Annotated in this window: 17 protein-coding genes; 1 reads left to right on the forward strand and 16 read right to left on the reverse strand. The window is 61.5% G+C overall.

Annotation, left to right across the window (positions count from 1 at the left end; genetic code table 11):
• Positions 1 to 12: 12 nt before the first annotated feature.
• The 13 genes from AAG813_RS14695 to AAG813_RS14755 all read right to left on the reverse strand — a co-directional run bounded on the left by AAG813_RS14695 (position 13) and on the right by AAG813_RS14755 (position 18,774).
• Entirely contained in the window at positions 13 to 1,209 is a 1,197-nt protein-coding gene (locus AAG813_RS14695) for an HDOD domain-containing protein (RefSeq protein WP_341916382.1), read from the reverse strand.
• A gap of 280 nt (positions 1,210 to 1,489) precedes the next feature.
• Positions 1,490 to 2,944 carry an HDOD domain-containing protein gene (locus tag AAG813_RS14700; protein WP_341916383.1) on the reverse strand — a complete coding sequence of 485 codons (1,455 nt, stop codon included), beginning with the start codon at positions 2,942 to 2,944 and terminating at the stop codon, positions 1,490 to 1,492.
• A 39-nt stretch (positions 2,945 to 2,983) separates the two neighbouring features.
• Complete coding sequence (locus tag AAG813_RS14705; protein ID WP_341916385.1) at positions 2,984 to 4,186, reverse strand: HDOD domain-containing protein; 1,203 nt, start codon at positions 4,184 to 4,186, stop codon at positions 2,984 to 2,986.
• 336 nt (positions 4,187 to 4,522) lie between these two features.
• A complete protein-coding gene (locus AAG813_RS14710) occupies positions 4,523 to 6,106 on the reverse strand; it encodes an ATP-binding protein (protein ID WP_341916387.1) in 1,584 nt (527 codons plus the stop codon).
• Between the two features lie 195 nt (positions 6,107 to 6,301).
• Positions 6,302 to 6,943: a response regulator gene (locus tag AAG813_RS14715; protein WP_341916389.1), complete on the reverse strand. Its 642-nt coding sequence runs from the start codon at positions 6,941 to 6,943 to the stop codon at positions 6,302 to 6,304.
• Positions 6,944 to 7,059: 116 nt separating this feature from the next.
• Positions 7,060 to 11,751: a PAS domain S-box protein gene (locus AAG813_RS14720; protein WP_341916391.1), complete on the reverse strand. Its 4,692-nt coding sequence runs from the start codon at positions 11,749 to 11,751 to the stop codon at positions 7,060 to 7,062.
• A 239-nt stretch (positions 11,752 to 11,990) separates the two neighbouring features.
• A complete protein-coding gene (locus tag AAG813_RS14725; RefSeq protein WP_096667458.1) occupies positions 11,991 to 12,431 on the reverse strand; it encodes a response regulator in 441 nt (146 codons plus the stop codon).
• 147 nt (positions 12,432 to 12,578) lie between these two features.
• Complete coding sequence (locus AAG813_RS14730) at positions 12,579 to 13,592, reverse strand: SprT family zinc-dependent metalloprotease (protein WP_341916393.1); 1,014 nt, start codon at positions 13,590 to 13,592, stop codon at positions 12,579 to 12,581.
• 41 nt (positions 13,593 to 13,633) lie between these two features.
• On the reverse strand, positions 13,634 to 14,389 hold the full coding sequence (locus AAG813_RS14735) for a lysophospholipid acyltransferase family protein (protein ID WP_341916395.1): 756 nt from the start codon (positions 14,387 to 14,389) through the stop codon (positions 13,634 to 13,636).
• Between the two features lie 48 nt (positions 14,390 to 14,437).
• Positions 14,438 to 15,031, reverse strand: a complete 594-nt coding sequence (gene gmhB / locus AAG813_RS14740; protein WP_341916397.1) for a D-glycero-beta-D-manno-heptose 1,7-bisphosphate 7-phosphatase — start codon at positions 15,029 to 15,031, stop codon at positions 14,438 to 14,440.
• A 14-nt stretch (positions 15,032 to 15,045) separates the two neighbouring features.
• On the reverse strand, positions 15,046 to 17,181 hold the full coding sequence (gene glyS, locus AAG813_RS14745) for a glycine--tRNA ligase subunit beta (protein WP_341916399.1): 2,136 nt from the start codon (positions 17,179 to 17,181) through the stop codon (positions 15,046 to 15,048).
• 2 nt (positions 17,182 to 17,183) lie between these two features.
• Positions 17,184 to 18,089 (reverse strand): glycine--tRNA ligase subunit alpha, encoded by a 906-nt coding sequence (glyQ, locus tag AAG813_RS14750; protein ID WP_341916402.1) that lies wholly within the window; start codon positions 18,087 to 18,089, stop codon positions 17,184 to 17,186.
• A gap of 67 nt (positions 18,090 to 18,156) precedes the next feature.
• Positions 18,157 to 18,774, reverse strand: coding sequence for a recombinase family protein (locus tag AAG813_RS14755; RefSeq protein ID WP_341916404.1), 618 nt, complete (start codon positions 18,772 to 18,774; stop codon positions 18,157 to 18,159).
• A gap of 250 nt (positions 18,775 to 19,024) precedes the next feature.
• On the opposite strand from AAG813_RS14755, the gene AAG813_RS14760 reads away from it, so the two are divergent.
• Positions 19,025 to 19,258, forward strand: a complete 234-nt coding sequence (locus tag AAG813_RS14760) for a hypothetical protein (RefSeq protein WP_341916406.1) — start codon at positions 19,025 to 19,027, stop codon at positions 19,256 to 19,258.
• Between the two features lie 54 nt (positions 19,259 to 19,312).
• On the opposite strand, the gene AAG813_RS14765 is transcribed toward AAG813_RS14760, so the two are convergent.
• Genes AAG813_RS14765 through AAG813_RS14775 form a run of 3 tightly spaced genes read right to left on the reverse strand, consistent with a single transcriptional unit; the run spans position 19,313 to position 21,998 of the window.
• Positions 19,313 to 20,647, reverse strand: coding sequence for a type II secretory pathway, component PulD (locus AAG813_RS14765; protein WP_341916408.1), 1,335 nt, complete (start codon positions 20,645 to 20,647; stop codon positions 19,313 to 19,315).
• Positions 20,644 to 21,699 (reverse strand): zonular occludens toxin domain-containing protein, encoded by a 1,056-nt coding sequence (locus AAG813_RS14770; protein ID WP_341916410.1) that lies wholly within the window; start codon positions 21,697 to 21,699, stop codon positions 20,644 to 20,646. The genes AAG813_RS14765 and AAG813_RS14770 overlap by 4 nt, the downstream gene beginning before the upstream one ends.
• Before the next feature lie 2 nt (positions 21,700 to 21,701).
• Positions 21,702 to 21,998, reverse strand: coding sequence for a DUF2523 domain-containing protein (locus AAG813_RS14775; protein WP_341916412.1), 297 nt, complete (start codon positions 21,996 to 21,998; stop codon positions 21,702 to 21,704).

Genomic DNA, 21,998 nt, shown 5'->3' on the forward strand with positions numbered 1-21,998 from the left:
ATTGGCCGGAAACTAAAGCTTTATGTTCTGCGCCCATGCCAATGCCGCCACATGCGCCTGATTCACGTCCGCGGCCGTCATGAAGAGGGCATCTGCGTGAAGGGCTGCGCACCCGTTCTCCTGTTCGCAGGCCTCCACCAGCGCAAGAAACGGTCCGTACGCACCCTCACGGGCAAGCAGGGCCTGGACCACCGCTTCAGGCAGGAGGATTCTGCTCAGCACCTCCTGCATGGGGATTCCCAGCAACCGGTCCAGCAGGGAAAACATACCGACAAAAAAGAGGTTTTCCGCCTCGCTTTTCGGGAGTGTTCCCCGGCCGAGCAATTCTGCAAAGTGCCCGCGGACAATCGCGGCCTGCATCAGCGCCGGTGAAAATCCAGTGCTGCTGGTTGCAGCCAGCAACAGCGAGAGCCAGCGAAACAGCGGCCTGTAGCCGAGCATGGCCACCGCCAGCCGAAGCGATTCGATCTCGACCTCGATGCCGAAACCAGCAGAATTGATATAGCGGAAAAGCTTGTAGGAAATGGTTGCATCGTGTTTGAGAACCTTTTCCAGCTCACGTACGTCGGCATTGTCCTGAACCATTTTCATCAGCTTGAGAATCAGCGCCGTTTGGGGTCCCAACTCTCCGCGCGGGTTCGACTCGCGAGCTGTCAGGCACAGATTCGGAAAAAAGCCGTTCAAGCCCAGTGCCGCGCACGCGTCAAACTCCCTCCATCCCGGGAACCGACTCACGATCACGGAAAACGACGACTCGCTGATCTGGGACAGCCGGCCTATTGCCGCCAGGTCCGGGTGATCGGACGCGACCTCCACCTGCGTGGCAATGGCAAGCAGGGCGGGGTTCGAGGTCAGGCGTGCAAGATCTGCATCCTGCAGCGCGACGCCAAAACCACGCTCGATCAATGACGAAACCAGGGTCAGATGCCCGGCGTCCAGCAGGTCGGCTTGCTTGAGAACCAGCACCGTCGTGGCCGGGGAAATGGTTTTCAGCGCCTCGGCGGACAGCAGCGCAGGAACGGCATCCACATACAACAAGCCCAACCGGTCTGCGGCATGCTCGCCGACAAAAGCCATCAGTTGACGCAGGTCGGCCTCGCTGGGCGAAGCGTTGTTTTTTTCCTTCTTCTGCCATCCGAGCTTGTAGCCCAGGACATTTTGCCGAGGATCAAGCAAGGGAGCGCGCACAAGGTATTTGGTTTCAAACATCAAGCTTCTAACCAGGTGGGAGGATGAAGATAAACCCGCCTTTCGTCGGCAGTGCCGACAGTGGGTTTTTCCTGAGGTAACTGTAAGGACAGCTGGCGGGATTGATTCCTGAAAGAAGACAAGAAATCATCCCTTTGTTTTTTGATTTCAAAAACTGCGGTTGCCTCCAAAATCCGGACAACCGTTTTTTATTTTTTGTCCGGACCAAGTGCTCGCTCTGCAGGATGCTCCCGGCACCGGTGGCCTGCAGCCCCGGCATCAAGTGCTTTGCGGGAAAACTCTAGAGCTTGATGTTCTGCGCCCAGACCGTCGCCGCGAGATGCGCCTGATTGACACGCTGGGCGTCCATGGACAGCGCACTGGCCAGCGCCGCCGCCTCCCCCTCGTCTCGCTCACACGCCTCTGCCCGCGCAAGAAACGGCCCGTCCACCCCTTCGCGGGAGCGCAGCGCCAGCGCGACCGGCTCCGGCCACCCCACCTGACGGAACACCTCGTCGACAGGAATACCCAGCAACTGATCCAGCAGGGAAAACGTACCGACGACAAACAGGTTGTCGGCCTCACTCTTGTGAAGCAACCCTTGGCCGAGCAGCTCGATAAAGCGCCCGCGAATAATGGCGGCCTGCAACAATGCAGGAGAAAGCCCGGATTTGCTGGTGATGGCCAGCAGCAGCGACAGCCAGCGAAACAGCGGTTTGTAACCCAGCATGGCTACCGCCTGGCGCATGGACTCGATGCGGCCGTCCAGACCGAACCTTGCGGAGTTCATGTGATGGAGCAATTTTTCGGCAATCGTCGCATCCTGGTTCAGGATTTTCTCGAGATGGCGAATGTCGGCGTTGTCCTGAACCAGCTGCATCAGCTGCAGAATCAGCACGGCTTGCGGGCTTGGTTTTTCTGCCGGGTTCGGCGGGCGCGGTGTCAGGCAGATGTTTCCAAAAATCCCATTCAAGCCCATGAGGGCGCAGGCATCAAACTCCCGCCATCCGGGAAAACGGTTCACCACCACAGAAAGCGGGATTTTCCTGTTCCTGGCGAGCTTGCTGATCGCTGCCAGCTCCGGGTGATCCGCGCCGAGCTCGACATGGGTGACCAGAGGCAGCAGGGTCTCGTCAGACTCCAGGCAGGCGAAATCTGCATCACGCAGTGCCAGACCAAAGCCTCGCCTGCGCAGCCCTGCGGCCAGCGCCACATGGCCCTCGTCCACCAGGTCGGCACGGTTCAACACCAGCACCGTGCTTGCAGGCGGCAACGACTGCAGCGCCGCGGCAGACAACACGGCGGGAATGGCGTCGAGAAAGACCAGGCCCAGCCTGGCATCGACCACATGTTCGGCTACCAGGGTCAATAGTTGACGCAACTCCGCCTCACCGGTCATGTCGCCGCTTTCGCCAGTTTTCTGCCATGCGAATTTGTAGCCAATGACCTTCTGCTTGGGATCAAGCAGGGGGGCGCGAACAAGGTAGCAGTCGGCAGCCATCAGACGCCAGGCCTCGCTGACACAAACCCGACCCAGCACTGTTTCATAACGGTCTTTTTCATTTTTTGACTGTAAGCGGCGAGAGGCACTGCCGATTGCCGGAGAAGAATGAAAATTCCCCCTCATTTTCCCGATTGGGCAGAGAAAACGACCGATCCCTTGGCCAACGCATGCCGGCGCTGATAGCGCAGCTTTTCCCGGCCAGCAAGGCGCCGGACTCTGGCGGTTCCGCGACGATGATTCCGGGTGGTGCATGTCAGGAGCGGCGCCCGGGACGCGTGCTCACCGTGCAGGTTAAAGCTTGATGTTCTGCGCCCAGGCAAGCGCCGACAAATGCGCCTCGTTCACATGGGTTGCCGTCATGGACAGGGCTTCCGCAAAATGTGCGGCGCGGCCATCCATCTGCTCGCTCGCTTCGACCAGCGCCAGCACCGGCCCATACACACCCTCGCGCGAGAGCAAGGCCTGCGTCACTGTTTCGGGCAAGGTCAGCTGCCTGAGAACTTCCTGCACTGGAATTCCCAGCAAATGATCGAGAAACGAAAACATGCCAACGACAAACAGGTTTTCGGCCTCTCTCCTCGAGAGAAAGTCCTGTCCCAGCAGTTCTGCAAACCTCCCGCGAACCATGGCGGCCTGCATCAGTGCAGGGGAAAACGCAACCGTATTGGTCCTCACCAGCAGGAGCAGAAGCCAGCGAAACATGGGTGCATAACCGAGCATGGCGACGGCATGTCGCGGCGAATCGATTTCGAACTCCAGACCAAAACCCGCCGAATTGATATACCGCAGCAATTTATAGGAAAGGGCAACGTCGCTCTTGAGTACCTTTTCCAGGTGGCGTATGTCGGCATCACCCTGAACCATGTGCATCAGTTGCAGAATCTGTTGCGCTTGAGGACCCAGTTTCCCCGGCGAGCTCCTCTCCCGGCGAGCGGCACACAGATTCCGGATGATGCCGTGGACGCCGGAACCAGTGCAGGCATCAAACTCCTGCCAGCCTGAAATGTGATCCACGACCAGGGCCATGTCCGGTTGCCTGCGTCGGGTCAGAGCGGCTATATCAACCAAGTCGGGATGACCGTGGGGGAGAAAAATGTAGCTCAGGTGAGAAAGTAGTTGCTCGTTTGCCTTCAGAAAGGCAAGGTCGGCATCGCACAGCGCCAGCGCACCGCCCTTGTCCCGAAAGCAGGCTGCCAGAGCAAGCTGGCTTTCATCGATCAGGTCCCGCGGCTTGAGAACCAGCACCGTGGCTTGAGGCGACAGGGTCTGCACTGCTTCCTCAGACAGCCCCGCGGGACCCATTTCCATAAAAAACAGGCCCGACTTGATTTCGCCGGAGCGCCCCGCCAAAAGGGCCCGCAGCTGATCCGCACCAGCCCTGCCAGAGATTTCGCTCGCTGCTCCGTCGCTCTGGCACGCCAACCTGTAGCCAATGACGTGTTGCTTCGCGTCAAGCAGCGGTACTCTGAAAAGAAAGCTATTTTCGCGTGACAATCTCGGGCGCCAGGTGGAGAGAAGAAGAAGGTATTCGCGTCTTTGATCTATCGCGCAGACAGCGGGTTTTCCAACCGAAACTATAAGCTTGGGAGACGAACCTGATCACCCAAGAAAGCCTGGAATCATCCCTCTGTTTTCCGGATTCAAAACCGAAATGCCGCGCACCGTCGGAATACGGATTCACAGAGGCGAAACGGGGACACCACTCGCCAGGAACGGGGCACCCCACCAACTGCTTCATCCAGTTGAAGCCGAAAGCCGTGCCGAGGGGCTCATCGCACGGCCGGACCGTGCAGAGTCGGCGTTTCCCGTATTCTTGCCGGCCAGGGAGGGTCAGGCTGTCGGCGGTGACCCACCGACCGGTTCCGAGTTTTGCGGCAGGGACATGAAGAAGCTGGCGCCGCCCTTGTCAGCAGCGATAGCCCAGACGCGACCGCCATGCAGTTGGGCAACACGTTTGACAATCGCCAGACCCAGCCCGGTACCGGGAAAATCCACCGCCGAATGCAGGCGCTCGAAGGCAGTAAACAGTTTGTCGGTGTAGGCCCTATCGAAACCGGCTCCATTGTCAGAGACAGACAAAACGATCTCTGCAGGGCCTTCGCCCGGCATGAGGCCCACCCTGATCCAGCTTTGCTCTTTCCGGGAGGTGAACTTCCAGGCGTTGTCGAGCAGACAGGCCAACGCAATGCACAGCTGGTCCTTGTCGCAGACGAGCGGCAGCGCAGGCTCCATCTCAAGCACCAGGTGCCGGGCCGGCTCGCGCTTGTGCAGCTCGTCCATCAGGCGCTGGCACATGGGGACCAGGTCCACCCTTTGCGGCGCCATGGGCATGCTGGGCAAATAGGTCAGGGTGCGCAAGTCATCGATCAGTCTGGCCAGCTGGAGGCTGCTCGCCTGAATGCGCGAGAGGTAATGCTGGCCTTGCGCATCGAGCGCTGCACCGTGGCGCTCTGCCAGGGTGGCGGCAAATCCGTCAATGACATGCAGTGGTGCCTTCAGGTCGTGCAGCATCGCGCTTGTGAACGCCTTCAGTTCACCCTGGCTGCTCTGCAGTTCAGCGGTGCACTGCGCGATGCGCATCTCAAGCTCTTCATTGAGCCTGGACAGATGGGCATCGGCAAGGTGGCGCGCGCCAACGTCGGTCACGCTGACCAGCACGGCCGGCCGCAGCGCCCACTGCACGCTGGAGCAGGCCAGCTCAACAAGCATGAGCTCGCCGTCGGCCTTCTTCTGGGTGCACAGCCGCATTTCCTGCTCGAAGTCACCCGGCGGCAGGGAGTCCAGCAGGGAGGCCCCGTCACCCTCGGGAAAAAGCGATTCGACGAAAAGCCCCACCAGCGCCTCCGGGGCCACGCCATACACGGCAGCCGCCGCGTTGTTGACTGCCAGCATCTGCCGCGAGCCGGTATCGAACAACCACATCGCCTGGGGGTGGGCATCGAACAGGATCTGATTGCAGGACTCGCTGTAGCGCAGCGAACGCGAGGCCTGATGGATGGTGCTGACATCCTTGAGTGTGACCAGCGCGCCGTCGTCATGTTGGCGCAGGCCGTAGTCGACCCACTGGTTCTCAAACGCATGCCAGACGACAAAGTTGTGGGTTCCCGTTTCCAGCAGCGCCTGCTCGGTGGCGCCGCGGTGCTCATCTGCGATTTCTTCAGGTACCGCCTCCCAGAAATCAGCACCCCGGAGATTGCCGAGCACGGAGTGCATGAGCGACTGGGCACAACTGTTCAAGGCCACTATCCGGCCGGCACTGTCCAGCAGGACAATCCCGTCAGATGACAGGTCGAGGCCGGCCTGCAAGGCCTCTGCGCTTGCAGCCGCCTGTCCGGCAGAGAACCCGGGAAGCGACGCCCGCCTGCTTCCCCTCCACGACTTCAGCCATTTCTTGAAAAGGGTGAGCGGAGCCAAGACCAGGCTTCTTCAAACGCTGGGGTAACGCAGACCTGTTGCTTCGTTCCAGGAATGCCTGCCCACGATGAAATCGATTGATTCGGGCCCGGGGACGGGCATCCACCCCAACCGCAGACGCCGTCCTGGCCAGGATTTACCTGGGACAGGAGAGCGAAGGTAGGCCTTCATGTATCGACAGGTCCGGGCGGAGTCCTAGCGCCACTTGCGGTTGGCCACCAGCAGTGCCGTGACGTACCCATGCAGCCAGTCGAAGTTGATCGGCTTCTCAAGGTAGTAGGAGTTGGGGGGCAGGCCGCCTCTTTCCATGATGGACTCGCGGGGCAAGCCGCTGATCACCAGGATCTGCATGGCCAGCAGCTGCTGGTTGCGCTTGAGGGCGCGCAGCATTTCCATGCCGTCCACGCCGGGCATGTTCAGGTCGGTGATCAAGAGGTCCGGGCGCATGCTGGCAATGTCCATCAGGGCCTCGAGGGCAGACGGCATGAAGCTGCAGTCCACCGCCATGTCCCATTCGTCAAAGTGGGCCTTGTAAAGCTCGCAGGTGGCCTCGTCGTCTTCGACCACCAGCACGCTCAGGCGATTGCGTGGATCCGCGTCCACCTGGGCACGTTGCGGACTGTTTTTCTGCAAATAGGCATTGATGGCTCGCAGGGAAAGCCGGCGGTGGCCTCCCAGGGTTTTCCAGGCCTCGATCTCGCCCTTCTCGACCAGTGACTGAACGGTGGCGACCGACAAGCCCAGCAGTTTGGCGGCATAGGTGGTTCCGCAATAGTCATCGCTGGAAAAGTCGCTCACAGTGATGGCGTTTTCAAAGGTCTGGGGTTCGCGGGGCATAAAAAGGGCCTAACAAAAATTACATCTGCAATTTAAACAATTTCATGAATTTAATCAATTGGATTTATTAACTATTAATTCATACACATTTTTTACAACTGGCCCCTGTGCCGCCTTCAAGCGGGGGCCCCGCTGCCGGGCAGGGTGAAAAAGAAGGTGGCCCCCTTGCCGGGTTCCGCCTGCGCCCAGACCTTGCCGCCATGGCGTCCAATCACCCGGCTGACAGTGGCCAGCCCCACACCGGTTCCCGGAAACTCGGTCACCGCATGCAGGCGCTGAAAAGTATTGAAGAGCTTGTCAGCATAAGCCATGTCAAAGCCCGCGCCGTTGTCCTGAACAAAAAACACCGCCAACCCGGCGGCGTCAATCGTGCGCCCGACGCGGATATCGGTATGGGCCTGCCCGGAAGAAAATTTCCAGGCATTGCCGAGCAGGTTTTCCATCACCACGTGGATCAAACGCCCGTCGCCCTGGGCCTGCAAGTCCTCTTCGATGGTGATGCGGGCCACGCGCTCCGGATTGCGCCCCTGGCATTCGCCGGTTATTTCCCGCGCCATCACGCTCAAGTCCACCGTTTCATGGCGCAACTGCATGCGCGAAACCTGCGCCAGGGACAACAGATCCTCGATCAACCGCCCCATCTGGGCCACACCCGCATGGATGCGCGACAGGTAGTGCTGGACTTTGGCGTTCGGGCTGGCGGCGCTGAGCTGCTTGGCCAGCAGCCGGCTGAAACCGTCCACCGTGTTCAAGGGTGAACGCAGGTCATGCGAAACCGAGTAGGAAAAGGCTTCGAGTTCCTGGTTGGACAGGCGCAGGGCTGCTTCAATGTCCTTGATTTCCGTCACGTCGGCATCAATGCCGACCCAGAACAGCACCTTGGCCTGATCGTCCAGCACCGGGGAAGCCCGGTAAGACATGGTGTGGTAGGTGCCATCCGCCGCACGCAGCCGCCGCATCCCGACGTAGGAGGTCAGGTTCTCGCGGGACATCTTCCATCTGGCGGACATGTCAGCGAGGTCGTCCGGGTGCACCACCGCGGTCCACTTGTAGCCCATCCAGTCCGCCGGCGTCCCACCCATCAACTCGTACCACTTGCGGTTGAAGTAGGTCACCCTGCCGTCGACGTCAACATTCCAGATGATCTGCGGGGCCTGCTCGGCCAGCGCCCGGAACAGGGCCTCCTGCCGCGCCAGGGCGGCGGTCCTTTCCACGACTTTTTCTTCCAGCCCCTGGTTGAGCCGCTGGACCTGCTCAAAAAGCTGGGTGTTTTCAATCGCGATGGACGCCAGTTGCGCGAGCTCGACACCCACATACTGGTCCTGCAATGTGAACTCGCCATCGTACTTGTCGCTCAATTGCAGCAGCCCGATGTTCTCGCCACTCTGGCCGGTCAGCGGCACCGCCAGCCAGCCCCGCATGGACGGCGCTGCCCCGGCCTCATCGCCAGCACTGACCCAGCGCGGGTCTGCCTCCAGCGCGGACTGGGTCAACCGCATGGGCCGGTTGGTTTCGCAGACGACGGTATCCAGGCCACAGGCATGGGTCAGTCGCACCAGATCGCGACAGTGGGCATATTTGTCCGAGTGCGACACGGCGTTGACAGTCCGTGCCTGCTCTCCGGAGACCGTCAGGCTCACCACGGCCTGGTGGGCGCCCACCACGGCCCGGACCTGGTCCACGGTTTCCTGCAGGGTTGCCTCGACGGTGCGGTGGCGCGTGATCGCGTGGGTCGCGTCGGCGGCACGCTGCAGCGTGAACAGATAGTCCTGTACTTCCTTTTCGGCCCTGACCTGTGCGGTGATGTCCAGCGCGACCGCGAAACGCGCATCCCGGCCCATGTAGGTGATGGCCCGGGCCACGGTCTCCACCGGAAATTCCACACCGTCCTTGCGCAGGTGCAGCCACCGGCTCGGCTGGCCGGTGACGCCCTGGGCAAGATGCTGCCGCAACCGGGCCTGCTCCCCCTCGGGCCGGATATCGAAGAGCGTCAGCTGCAAAAACTCTTCCTTTGAATAACCATAGTTCGCGATCGCCGCCTCGTTGACCGCAAGAAACCGGGAGGTCTCGGTATCGACGATCCACATTGGTACCGGCGCGGCCTTGAACAGGGCCGCATAACGCTGCTCGCTGTCAAGCATGGCCTGCTCGGCGAGTTTGCGCCGCGTGATGTCGCGCTCGATGGCAACGATGTGGGTGACCCGCCCCTGCGTGTCGGCGATCGGCACCATGTCCAGGTCCAGCCAGATCTCTTCACCGCTTTTTTTATAGTTGATCAGCTCCGCGCGTACGGACTCCCCCTTGCGCAGCGCCGACCCGATGCGATCGAGCTCGGCGCGCTGGGTTCGCCGCCCCTGCAGGAAACGGGGTGACCGGCCCAGCGCTTCCTCGCGGCTGTAGCCGGTGCGCCGCTCGAACGCGTTGTTGACAAACACGATGCGCGGTCCTGGCTCATCCAGTTCATCGGCATCGGTGATCAGCACGATGTCATTGAGCCGGGAAATGGCGGTCTCCAGCAACCGGAGTTGCGCCTGGGATTCATGCTGGTCGGTGATGTCCTGCAGCACCCCCATGAGGCGCACGACCTTGCCGTCCCTCAGCATGGCATGTCCCCGCGTGCGCACCCAGATGCGGCGTCCCTGCGCCGTGACCAGCGGCACCTCCATGTCCCAGGGTGTGCCGTCGGCCAGCGCCGCAGCCAGCGTGGCGCGCGCCAGCGGCTGCATTTCCGGCGGGTGAAAACCGAGCGCCTGTTTCGTCCCCAGCACCACGGACGGATCGAGGTCAAGAATCCGGTACACCTCGGCGGACCAGTAAGGCGTCATGTTCTCCACGGTGAACTCCCAGCCCCCGATGCGGGCCATCTCACCGGTCTGCTGCAGCAACTCCGTGTGACGGGCCACGGCGAGTTCCGCCTGCTTGCGGGCCGTGATGTCCTGGACCACGCCGGCACGCCACACGACCTGGCCGCTGCTGTCGGCATGCGACTCCCCGAGCTGGTGTATCCAGCGGATCTGGCCGTCCACGGTGCGGATGCGGTACTCCACGTCCATGCGCTGGCCCTTCTGCATAGCAGCCTCCCGCACACGGATGTAACCGTCACGGTCTTCCGGATGGATCATCGCAATCACGGTATCCGGTCGCCCGTCAAAGCCCGCCCGGGTCAACCCGAAAAGTTCGTACACCTCGTCGGACCACCAGAGCTGGCCGGAGGCCAGGTTCAGTTCCCAGTTGCCTATCCGCCCCAGCCGCTGGGCATTGAGCAGTTTGCGCTGGACCTCGCTGAGCTGCTCGTAACTGCGCATCTGCTCCAGTTGCAGCTGCTGCATGTGGGTGATGTCCGAGAACACCATCAGGGCGCCCACAATGCCGTCCGCGCCCTGCATCGGACGGTAGGTGCAGCGGATCAGGCGGCCCACCGGCTCGCGCTCGTTGCGCACCAGCATCGGCAGGGGACCGCCGCTCTCGCCGCGCAGGGCCTTGTGCAGGGGCAGGTCCTCAAAACCATACAGGCACTGCGTGTCCGGAACAAACAGCCCCTGGCGCTCGGGCCACAGCGGCGCCAGCACCATGGAGTTGTCATCAATGTCGAACAACTGGGAGGCGGTGTGATTGACGAGGATCACCCGGCCGCTGGCGTCCACCGCCAGCAGGCCTTCCTGCATGCTGTTGATGGTCAGCTCGAGCGCGGCATAGGCCTGCCGGTTTCGCGCCAGTTCATTTTCCAGTGACCTTTCGCGATGCTGCAGCGAGTCGGCCATCAGGTTGAAGCCCGCGGCAATTCTGGAGAATTCACTCTGGGCTTCACCCGGCCTCAGGGGCACGCGCGCATCCAGGACGCCTTTTTCCAGCTCCCGCGTGGCGTGAAGAAGCTGGCGGGCCGGTGCCACAATCGAACGGCTGGCAATCAACCAGGCAAGCCCCCCGCCCAGAAGGGCCACCAGCGCGAGCGCCGCCAGTTCCAGCCACAGCTGGCGCCGGACAGGCGCAACGATCAGGTCGCGGTCCATGCTGACCGACACAAAAACCGCCGCGCCCGTGTTCAGGCTGCTCGGCATGAACGCCCACAAACGCTCATGCCCACGACCGTCCAGGCCTTCGCGCACCCCGCTGCTCATGGACTTGACCGCTTCCTGCAACACCGGGCTGCGCACCTTGTCGCCCACACGGATGGGCAGGGCCGGTCTGCCCGCCAGCAAGGCGCCCTCCCGGTCCTGAACGCCCAGCGCGGCGCCCGACGGCAGCTGGATGCCGGCAATCGTGTCGGCCATCCGGGCCAGATCGAAGGCGGCATACACCACGCCCGTCACCTTGTCCTCCGCGCCCATGACCGGCAGCGCAAAGGTCAGCACCGGCGTGCCGGCAAGCCGTCCCACCGCATAGGTGCCGACCACAAAGCGGCGCTGGGCAATGGCATCGCGGAAATAGCTGCGGTCACCGAGAAAGGCTTTCTTGGCGCTCCCCAGTGCGTGACAACGGGTTTGTCCGTCCATTCCCAGGACGCCGAGATTGGCGTACTCGGGAAGATGGCGGGTCAGGCTCGAGAAGTGGTGGTCACAGTCGGCACTGTTGCCGTCCTGCACCTCCGGCAAGGAGGCCAGCAGGGTCAGCACCTGCCGCGCGGAGTCGGCCACCCGCTCCTGGCTGGCGGCGGCCAGTGAAGCGGCAAACTGCAGGTTGGCCTTGGCGCGCTCGAGCTCGGCGTCGGCATTGAGCAGCGCCTTGAACATCGACAGGCCGAACAGCGGAACAATCGCCACCAGCACCAGGACAACAATGCGCGTGCGCAGGCTGACGTCCGCCCTCATGCGGTGATCCGCTGCGGCAGGGGCCGATGTGGGCGGGACGCGCCCGGACAGGCGCACTCGAGACAGGGCTGAGGGGTCTGGAAAGAAATCAGGACGGTGTTCATGCGGTCGGGTTTTCTGAAACGGACCGCCAGCGGCCGCTTTCAGATGGACTCTCCCAACTGTAAGTCATCTGCGGAAGCCCCCGCATTATTCCAGCGACGGGGTCCGCTTCGTCGCAAGGGCCGCCCAAGCGGCCGTCAGGCGGCGGCGATGGACTCGTTGACCCGCAGCCAGTAGTCCTGCAGGCGGCTGAGCTTTTCCGTGAAGTCGCCGAAATCGACGGGCTTGCGCACAAAACCATTGGCGCCGCTCTGGTAGCAGGCAATGATGTCGGACTGCTCGCTCGACGAGGTCAGCATGACCACCGGAACCAGGGCCGTCAGCGGGTTGCTGCGCAGGCTGCGCAGGACATCCAGGCCGGACAGCTTGGGCAGCTTCATGTCGAGCAGGACAAAGGCCGGCTGCTTCTGTGTGTCGCGCCCTGCGTGGGCGCCCTGTCCAAACAGGTAATCCAGCGCCTCGGCGCCATCGCGCGCGGTCACGATGGCCGTGTCCGCGCCCTGCTCCTGCAAGGTCAGGACAGTGAGCTCCAGGTGGTCGGGGTTGTCCTCCACCACGAGAATGGGTTTGTCATGCATAAAAACCTTTGTGTTCATCGTGCTCCGGATGGCACTTTTATCATATTTTTCATATTACACAAATTTACATATTTGTCCAGTAGTCAAGGCAAGTATTTTCCAGCATCCACAGTGCGCGCGAAGCCCTCCTGGCCGGTCCCTGCGCAACTACCACCTCGGGACCGCCTCTTCCTTCAACTGGCTGCGCAGCTCGGCATAGTCGGGAACCACCGTTCGCACAGTGTCCCAAAAACGCGGGCTGTGGTCCATCACCCGCAAATGGCTCAGCTCGTGCACCACCACATAGTCGATCACGGACTGCTTGAAGTGAATCAGCCGCCAGTTCAGCCGGATGGCGCCATCAGCGCTGGCGCTGCCCCAGCGCGTGCCGGCACTGCTCAGGCTCAGCTTGCGCCACTGCACGCCCAGGTGGGGCGCAAAATGGTTGAGGCGTTCGGTGAAAAGGCGCTTGGCCTGGCGCATCAGCCAGGCCTGCACGGAATCGCGGATCTGCTCGGCGGTCGCATCGTGGGCCAGGGCGATGTGCAGCGTCAGACTCGCCCCGCCGGGCAGGTCGCTCGCGCTCGCGCCGGCGCCGGTATGCAGCACGGGTCCGGACCCGACCAGATTCCTGAGTTCACCGCCCACCGCAGCAAAAGCATGCCGCGGGTCGATCACCACCGTCACCGGCTCACCGAGGAACGGCAGCGTGGCGCCGTCTTTCCATTCGATGCGCGCCGACTCGAGCCGGTCATGGCGGGCACGGGTTTCCTGCAGCTTGCGCACGATCCAGCCGGATTTTTCCTGCACGGCCTTGTCGATGTCATACAGCGGCACCCATTTGGGCGCGCTGACGACCAAGCCTTCGGCGCCGACTGAAAAACCGATGGTGCGCCGCTTGCCGCGCCGGAACTGGTACGCCACGACAGCACCCTCCAGCAGGGCTTCGCGCGTGGCAGCCGGGTGGCGGTAGGTGGCCGGCGCCAGCACCTGCGCCAGGGTTTGCGTCGGCAGTACGTCCGGCCCGTCGTCTGCTACGTGTTTTATAGCTCCCTGCGCAGGCTCGGCAAGGGCTGAAGACCGATTTGATTTGGAACCGGCACGTTTATCGGGAGGAGAGGCGGCGGGCCTGGCGGGCTCCAGATCAAAAAGATCAAGCGTGAACTGGAGAAACCGTTGCATGCAAACAGTTTAGCGCTGTGGCGGCTTGCCCGGGGTGGGCTCTACGCGCCGGCGCTGGCGGTTTCGGGATAGGCCTCGGGGTCAAGCCGGCGCATTTCGGCTTCTATCCAGGCCTCGACTTCACGCATCAGTTCCTCGGGCTTGCGGCCCACACTGCTGATGGGTTTGCCGATCGAGATATCGACGATGCCCGGCTTCTTGATGAAGGCCTTGCGCGGCCAGCACTTGGCCGAGGTCACGGCCACCGGAATCACCGGCGCGCCCGTTTCAATGGCCAGCCGCGTGCCACCGGTCTTGTAAACGCCTTTTTTTCCCCGCTCGATGCGCGTGCCCTCGGGAAACATGATGACCCAGACACCCTGGCTCATCAGGCGGCGGCCCTGCTCGACCACCTTGTTGAAAGCCTGCGTGCGCTGGCTGCGGTCGATGTGGATCATGTCCATGCGCGCCATGGCCCAGCCAAAAAACGGCACGTAGAGCAACTCTTTCTTGAAGACGTAGGCCAGCGGATGCGGCATCAGTGTCGGCATCGAAAACGTCTCCCAGGTGCTCTGGTGCTTGAGCAGCAGGACGGCCGCGCTGGTCTCGCCGGTCGGCAGGTTTTCCATGCCGGTCACGCGGTTGCGGATGCCGAGGATCACCGTGCCGCCGCTGACCGCCAGGCGCAGCCAGCCGGCGCACAGCCAGTAGATCTGGGTGCTGCTGCCGAACAGCGAAAAGATCAGGACAGCCAGCCCCCAGGGAATCACGGTGAGGATCATCCACAGAAGGTGCAGGACGGAGCGAAGCAGGGGCATGGCGTGTGTCTTCAGTCGAAATTTCGAGTGTTTCAGGGCTGCAGCCCTTCAAACATCTGCACGAACAGCTACGTTTTTCATAGCATCGGCCGGGGCACCGCGGTTCAGGAGGAATTCCACAAAGGCCGGCAGGTCGGCATGCAGCTGCGTGCCCGGCGGCAGGCCTTCCGGCTGGCCGCCGTCCCGGTACCTGGCCGATTTTCCGGTCAGCACCAGGTGCGGCTCACAACCGGCCGCAGCGCCGGCCAGCAGGTCACGCACCGAATCACCAGCGGTCGGCACACCCTTGAGCGGCACGCCAAAACGCGCGCCTATCTGCTCGAACAGGCCGGGCAGGGGCTTGCGACAGGTGCAGCTTTCTTCCGGGCTGTGCGGGCAGTAAAACACCGCATCGACGCGCCCGCCCACGGCGGCGAGCATCTTGTGCATCTTGGCGTGCATGGCGTTGAGCGAAGCCACATCAAACAGGCCGCGCCCCAGCCCCGACTGGTTGGACGCAATCACCACATGCCAGCCGGCGTGGTTCAGGCGCGCAATGGCCTCCAGCGCACCGGGCAGCGGCACCCACTCGTCCGGCGTCTTGACGAAATCCTCGCTGTCGCTGTTGATGGTGCCGTCACGGTCCAGGATGACAAGTTTCATGATGTGCACAGGCCCTAGCTGGCGAGTCTGGACAGATCGGCCACGCGGTTCATCGCGTCGTGCAGGCTCTTGAGCAAGCCCTGGCGGTTCAGGCGCAAATCCATCTCTTCAGCGTTGACCATCACGCCGTCGAAAAACGCATCGACCGGCGCGCGCAGCGCGGCCAGCGTCTGCAGCGAAGCCGTGTAGTCCCCGGCTTCGAACTGCGTGTTGGCCTGGGGTACCACCTCTTTCATGGCGGCATAGAGGGCGACTTCAGCGGGCTCCTGGAGCAAGACCTCGCTGACATGGGCATCGACCTCGCCCGCCTTCTTGAGAATGTTGGCGATGCGTTTGTTGGCGGCGGCCAGGGCCGGCGCTTCGGGCAGCGCGGCGAAGGCGCGCACGGCGGCCAGGCGCTGGGGAATGGTGGACCACAGCCCCAGCTTTTGCGCATAAATCGCCGCATCGACCTCGGTGACGGAATAGCCGCTCTCGCGCAAGTAACCCTTCAGGCGCTCGATCAAAAATTCGTCCAGCTCCACGGCCTTGTCCTGCAGCAATCCGGCGGGGAAAGCCGCGAAAGCCAGTCGCGTGAGCGCGTGAAACTGAACCGGCAGGTCGCGTTCAATCAACATGCGGATCACACCGAGCGCGTGACGGCGCAACGCAAACGGATCCTTGTCGCCGGTCGGCAAGTTGCCGATACCGAACATGCCCACCAGGGTTTCGAGTTTGTCGGCCAGCGCGACGATCACACCGATGGTGTTGCGCGGCAATTCGTCGCCGGCAAAACGCGGCTTGTAGTGGTCCTCGATCGCATCGGCCACCTCGGCACTCAAACCATCGTTGAGCGCGTAATAACGCCCCATGATGCCCTGCAGCTCCGGGAACTCGCCGACCATGTCGGTCACCAGGTCGGTCTTGGCCAGCTCGGCGGCGCGCTGCACGTCGGCCACATCGGCACCCAGCAGTTGGGCAATCGACTCGGCAATGGCGCGCACGCGTTGGACGCGTTCCCCCTGGGAGCCCAGCTTGTTGTGATAAACAACCTTGTCCAGCCCCGCGACCCGCGAAGCCAGCGTCTTCTTGCGGTCCTGGTCAAAGAAGAACTTGGCGTCGGCCAGGCGCGGCCGCACCACACGTTCGTTGCCGCCGATCACCGCGCTCGCGTCATCCGGGCTGATGTTGCTGACCACCAGAAACTTGTTGGTGAGTTTGCCCGTCGCATCGACCAGCGGGAAATACTTCTGGTTGGCCTTCATCGTGAGGATCAGGCACTCCTGCGGCACATCGAGGAACTGCGCTTCGAATTCGCACACCAGCACATTGGGGTGCTCGACCAACCCGGTCACCTCGCTCAGCAGGTCCTCGTCCATCAGCACCTCGTAGCCCGGCCCCAGACGCTCGGCCGCCTGCGCGAGCTGCTGCACGATGGCAAAGCGGCGGTCGTTGAAGCTGGCAATCACCGCGCCGTCGCCCAGCAGGGTCTGGGCGTACGTATCGGCATCCTCGATCACCACCGGCGACACCTTGGCTTCAAAGCGGTGGCCCTGCGTGGTGTTGCCCGCCTTCAAACCCAGCGCCGTGACGGGCACCACGGTGCTGCCGTGCAGCGCCACCAGACTGTGCGCGGGACGCACGAAGTTCACACTGCTCCAGCCGGGCAGCGCGCAGTCGGTCTCGAGCTGGTAAGTCATGACCTTGGGAATCGGAAGTTTCGCAATGGCTTCTTCGAGCGCCTTCTGCAGGCCGACGTCGAGCGTTGCGCCCGTCACCAGGCTGTCGTAAAACAGCGCCTCGGCCTTGCCGTCGGGCGCGCGCTTGAGGGCGGCCACCGCAGCGGCCGGGTCGGACACGTCGGCGCCGAGGGCCTGCAGCTTCTTGAGCAGCGCAGGCGTGGCCTTGCCGGAAGCATCCAGCCCCACCTGGACCGGCATGAGTTTTTGCTGAACCGCCTTGTCGTCGGCCTTGCGCCAGACATGGGTGACATGCGCAGCCAGGCGGCGCGGCGAGGCATACGCCGTCACCACCGAGGTATCGGCGCTGGCCAGACCCTGGGCCTTGAGCTGCTCGAACAAGACGCCGGCAAAGGCATCGCCCAGCTTTTTGAGCGCCTTGGGCGGCAGCTCTTCCACAAACAGTTCGACCAGAAGGTTTTGCGTGGTCATGTTTATGCGGCCTTCTTCGTCATCTGTTCCACCCACTCGCGCGGCGCCATCGGGAAGCCCAGGCGCTCTCTGGATTCGTAATAACTCTGCGCGACGGCACGCGCCAGGTTGCGGATGCGGCCGATGTAGGCGGCACGTTCGGTCACTGAAATCGCGCCGCGCGCGTCCAACAGGTTGAAGCTGTGCGCGGCCTTGAGCACCTGTTCATAGGCGGGCAGCGCAAGCTGCACTTCGATCAGGTGTTTGGCCTGCTTCTCGTAGGCGGTGAAGGCGGTGAACAGGAAGTCGGCGTCGCTGTGTTCGAAGTTGTAGGCCGACTGCTCCTTCTCGTTTTGCAGGTAGACGTCGCCGTAACTCATGCTGTCTGTCCACTGCAGGTTGTAGACGTTGTCCACCCCCTGCAGGTACATGGCCAGGCGCTCCAGGCCATAGGTGATCTCGCCGGTGATGGGCCGGCAGTCGATGCCGCCGACCTGCTGGAAGTAGGTGAACTGCGTGACTTCCATGCCGTTGAGCCAGACCTCCCAGCCCAGGCCCCAGGCGCCCAGCGTCGGATTTTCCCAATCGTCTTCCACGAAGCGGATGTCGTTCTTCTTCAGGTCAAAGCCCAGCGCCTCGAGCGAGCCGAGGTAGAGCTCCAGGATGTTGCTGGGCGCGGGCTTGAGCACGACCTGGTACTGGTAGTAGTGCTGCAGGCGGTTCGGGTTCTCGCCGTAACGGCCGTCTTTCGGGCGGCGGCTCGGCTGCACGTAGGCGGCCTTCCAGGGCTCGGGGCCCAGCGCTCTCAAAAACGTAGCAGTGTGCGACGTCCCGGCGCCCACTTCCATGTCATAGGGCTGCAACAGTGCGCAGCCCTGGGCATCCCAGTAGGACTGGAGCTTCAAGATGATTTGCTGAAAGGTCAACATAAATTGGGTGTGCGGCGACGCAGGGCCGCGGTAAGGGACCGCACGGGCCTGAACCCGCGAAAACCCTTCATTTTACGCGGCTAAGGTACGGTCCCAGAACAGGCTTGATAAGTCGCTTCGGGCGATCAGTTCTTGGCTCAAAACGCTCGATTGCTGCATCAATCGTGGTGGAATGAGCATTAAATTTTCTTGAAAGTGTCGCTTTTTTGAAACGTCCAGTTTTGAATAATTCATAAACTTGGCGATCCTGTTCGGGCGTTAACCGCCGGGGACGGCCAATAACAACGCCTCGTTCAATTGCCGCGACCAACCCAGCAATTGACCTCTCCCGAATCATTGATCGCTCCAGCTGGGCCACAGCGCCGAGTATCTGGAGCATGAAAATCCCCATGGGGGAAGTGGTGTCCAGTGGCTCAGAGAGTGACCTGATGCAAGCGCCAGAATCGGCAATCCGGTCAAGAATGGACAGCAGGTCCTTGAGAGATCGTGCAACGCGGTCGATTTTGTAAACGACCAGGACATCGCCAGGCGACAACGCAGCAAGGCAGGTTTGCAAGACTGGGCGGCGCCCGATAGAGCTTGTTTTTTCCTGATAAATCAGTGAAACACCAGCGCGATGAAGTGCATCGATTTGAAGATTTGTCTCTTGTTCGAGCGTGGAAACTCTCGCATACCCAATCAGCAAATTGCCTCCTTGATTACTACGTTGGTCTTATGGGAACGCAGTAGTCTAGTGAAGAAAATACAGGCTTTTCATGGCGCGAAACGAGGGCCGACAGCAGATTGACGACTGCGATCGCGACGAAGGCCGACCCTGCGGGATCGGCTAAGGTGTGCGAGCTGCTTAAGGCGGGGTCAGCTTCGCTTCGCTTACATGGGGCAGACCCCATACCCCAAAACCAAGGGCACATGGCTGTTCGGAGTAGACTAAGCATATGGAACTCGAAATCTATAACGCATTTGTCAAGGCCGGCGTGCCAGAAGCCGAGGCGAAGGCTGCCGTCGAATCGATCAACAAGGAAATCGACAAGCGGTATTCGCTGCATGCTGGTCAGTTGGCGACTAAAAGCGATTTAGCCGATGCGAAGGTCGAAATCATCAAGTGGACGGTTGGAAGCATGTTTGCGGCAGTCGGGCTTTTTGCGGCCATTGTGAAGCTGTTGCAGTGATCTAAAACGCTCCGTAGAAAAGGCCCCTTGAGGGCCTTTTTTATTGGGGTGCCGTCAGGGCATCTTCTGCACCTGGAGCACCAGCAGAATCTGCGTTTTGCTGTTGTCGCTGGCCTGGCTCTTTGTCCAGGAGGGAAGGAACGCGAAGCCGTTGCTATCGTTCGAGGCCTTGTCCTCATCCAGTCCACCAATCACGATCAAATCGCCGTCGGCAGCGCCTATGCTGGTCGATATCTCCCGCTTGATGAGCGTCGGGCTGTTGTTGACGCCGGTAGTTGTGGCCACGAAGCTGGAGAGCTGCTGTGAAATGGCCAAGTCAATGACGCTGTCGCGGATCTGCGGCTTGATATCGAAGATAGAGCCGCTCGGCTTGTATTCGATGGACTGGACAGGGTTGCCGTTCTTGTCGAGCTGGACCGCGCCGAGGACAGGCACATCAGAGCCAACACTAAACCGAGCCGACGCGCCGCTTTTGACGCGCAGCGAGGGGTTGCTGACGGACTTGAAGCGGGCATCGGTGGACAGCGCAGAAAACACGGCGTCGATCTGTGCGTTTTTGAAGCTCACGGTGCTGCCGACCAAGGTCTGACCGAAGGTCAGCCCAAAACGGCCTTTGAGGATGCTGACAGCGAGATTAAAGGCACTGCCCTCCTTCATGCTGGTGGTGACCTCGTAGACCATGCCTTTGACAAACACCTCAGGAACAGGGGTGTCCACCTGGGCCAGCAGCTTTTGCAGCAGGGCAATTTCCTTTTCTGTGCCCTCGAAAAGGAAGCTATCGGTCTCGCCCTTGTCGATCTGGGCCGTGGCGCTAGTGCTGGACTCTTGGCCCTGCCTCTGCCTTTGGGCTGGAGATGGAGGCGCGGTAGCGGCGGGTGCGGCCGTGGGCATGCCCAGGGGGACGGGTTGAATCAGCTGGCTTGACTGGGTGTCGGCAGCGCGGATATTTCTTTGCACGCTGAATCGGCCAGTTTTGAAGAGAGAGGACGTGATATCCATGAGAGAGCTGACCGGGCGGTATTTAGCACGGTAGAAAAATATCTCTTTGTCGGGCACTTCCCCAAGTTGGGGAACGTGGGGACGCAGGAACACATACCCGCGCTTTTGTTCGACGACGACACCGACACCGGCCAACAGATCGACCATGAAGGTGGACAGCTTGCCCTGGTCAAAATCTCCCTGGAAGTGGACGGTGACTTGCTTAGGCAATTCGACCAGGTCAGGGTGCACCGCGAAATTGGTTTTGAGAATGTCGCCATACACAAAATTGACCAGGGTGACGACTGAGATTTTGTCGAAATTGAGGTTGATTGCTTTGTCGTTGACAGTGGGCGCAGCGGCGGCCAGCGAGGCCAAGAAGAGCCAGAGCAGCGGAAGTAACTTTTTCATTTTCTGGCATCCGGTAAGAGCGTGGTGGCGTCGGGCGAGCCGGTGTAGTTGGCAAGCAATTTGCCATCAAGAGAGCCATAGGCCCGCAGGGCGTCGTAATAAAAACCGCGGGGGTTCATGAGGGTACGGACGGCCTGACCGCGGGTGATGATGACGTAGTGGTCTGGGCCGAAGCTGTAATGACCCACGACGCGCCAATCGGATTCACCGGGCTCAGCGCGGGGCGGCGCAGCACCAGGCAGGCCAGGAGCTGTCACGGCAGCGCCTGGTGAGGGCTTGGGCGGCGGCGGGTGAAAGAAGCGCCACAGGCCCCACACGGAGAAGCCGAAGAACAGAAGCATCAAGGGCAGGCCGATGGTGAACATCGCGCCTTTGAGCATATTGGCGCGGTCATCGATGGCGACTTCGTTGCCGCTTTGCCCGCCGCCCTGGCTGTAGGAGCGGTAGAGCTCGAAAATTTCTTTGTTGTACTTGCGCTGCAGGGAGCGGTAGGGGTTGCGAACCTTGACGCGGGCGTAGATATCGACGCGGTAGCGTGTGGTCAGGCCGAGCGCCTTGAGCTTGGTCATGACGTAGGTGTTTTCTACGACCGCTTTCAACTTGCGGTCAAGGTCACCAATGTCCTGGACGACCAGGACGATATCGCAGGTTACCGAGGTTTCAGGATTCATGAAATGCCGGTGCATCCGGAAAAATTCCATGTGCGCAAGGGGCATCTTGCCGCCGCTGGGCCAGAAGCGCCAGCACTCATCAATCACGACCAGATCGCCGCCCTGCACAACCGGCAGCACATCCGCTGGGAGGCCTTTGCCGTCCTCAGGCGGGAAGAAAAACGGTTTGGTGACGTCTTCGTGCTTGATCTGGACAATGGTTCCGATCTTGGACGCATCCGCGCCAGATTTGACCAGGTAGGCGGTTATCTCGGCCACCTGCAAATTGGAAACGTTGGTGACAACGCGGCGACCGGCGATCAGGGCCGGAAGGATAACGTTCTCAACAACTTCGTAGGACTTGCCGGAGCCCATCAGACCGGTGTAGGCGTTGATTGCCATGGTCAGCCGATGACGGGAATGCGGCGGATCAGGAAACGCGCCACATGGGCGGATATGAGCAGCGGCAGGCCGATATCGAGGGCGAAGAAGTCCAGGAAGAACCAGACGCCGGAGGGAATGCCGGCAAAGGCGCTGGTCAGACCGCCCGGGCTGATAAAGGCGCCGAGGTACTCAATGACAAGAGGTGCAAGCTCTGACACCAGGGCGAACACAGCGCCGAGTACAACGGCCTTGATAACCACGTCCTTGATGACCCATGAAGCGATGGACCAGGCGATGCCAGCAAGAGGTAAAGGCAT

The organism is Polaromonas sp. YR568 (assembly GCF_943371715.1).
Classification (GTDB): domain Bacteria; phylum Pseudomonadota; class Gammaproteobacteria; order Burkholderiales; family Burkholderiaceae_C; genus Polaromonas.

Bases quoted from the DNA above. Each gene is read 5' to 3' on its own strand.
- AAG813_RS14695 (WP_341916382.1), bottom strand. From the start codon at position 1,209: ATGTTTGAAACCAAATACCTTGTGCGCGCTCCCTTGCTTGATCCTCGG.
- AAG813_RS14700 (WP_341916383.1), bottom strand. From the start codon at position 2,944: ATGCACCACCCGGAATCATCGTCGCGGAACCGCCAGAGTCCGGCGCCT.
- AAG813_RS14715 (WP_341916389.1), bottom strand. From the start codon at position 6,943: ATGCCCCGCGAACCCCAGACCTTTGAAAACGCCATCACTGTGAGCGAC.
- AAG813_RS14720 (WP_341916391.1), bottom strand. From the start codon at position 11,751: ATGAGGGCGGACGTCAGCCTGCGCACGCGCATTGTTGTCCTGGTGCTG.
- AAG813_RS14725 (WP_096667458.1), bottom strand. From the start codon at position 12,431: ATGCATGACAAACCCATTCTCGTGGTGGAGGACAACCCCGACCACCTG.
- AAG813_RS14730 (WP_341916393.1), bottom strand. From the start codon at position 13,592: ATGCAACGGTTTCTCCAGTTCACGCTTGATCTTTTTGATCTGGAGCCC.
- AAG813_RS14735 (WP_341916395.1), bottom strand. From the start codon at position 14,389: ATGCCCCTGCTTCGCTCCGTCCTGCACCTTCTGTGGATGATCCTCACC.
- gmhB (WP_341916397.1), bottom strand. From the start codon at position 15,031: ATGAAACTTGTCATCCTGGACCGTGACGGCACCATCAACAGCGACAGC.
- glyS (WP_341916399.1), bottom strand. From the start codon at position 17,181: ATGACCACGCAAAACCTTCTGGTCGAACTGTTTGTGGAAGAGCTGCCG.
- glyQ (WP_341916402.1), bottom strand. From the start codon at position 18,089: ATGTTGACCTTTCAGCAAATCATCTTGAAGCTCCAGTCCTACTGGGAT.
- AAG813_RS14760 (WP_341916406.1), top strand. From the start codon at position 19,025: ATGGAACTCGAAATCTATAACGCATTTGTCAAGGCCGGCGTGCCAGAA.
- AAG813_RS14765 (WP_341916408.1), bottom strand. From the start codon at position 20,647: ATGAAAAAGTTACTTCCGCTGCTCTGGCTCTTCTTGGCCTCGCTGGCC.
- AAG813_RS14770 (WP_341916410.1), bottom strand. From the start codon at position 21,699: ATGGCAATCAACGCCTACACCGGTCTGATGGGCTCCGGCAAGTCCTAC.
- AAG813_RS14775 (WP_341916412.1), bottom strand. From the start codon at position 21,998: ATGCCTTTACCTCTTGCTGGCATCGCCTGGTCCATCGCTTCATGGGTC.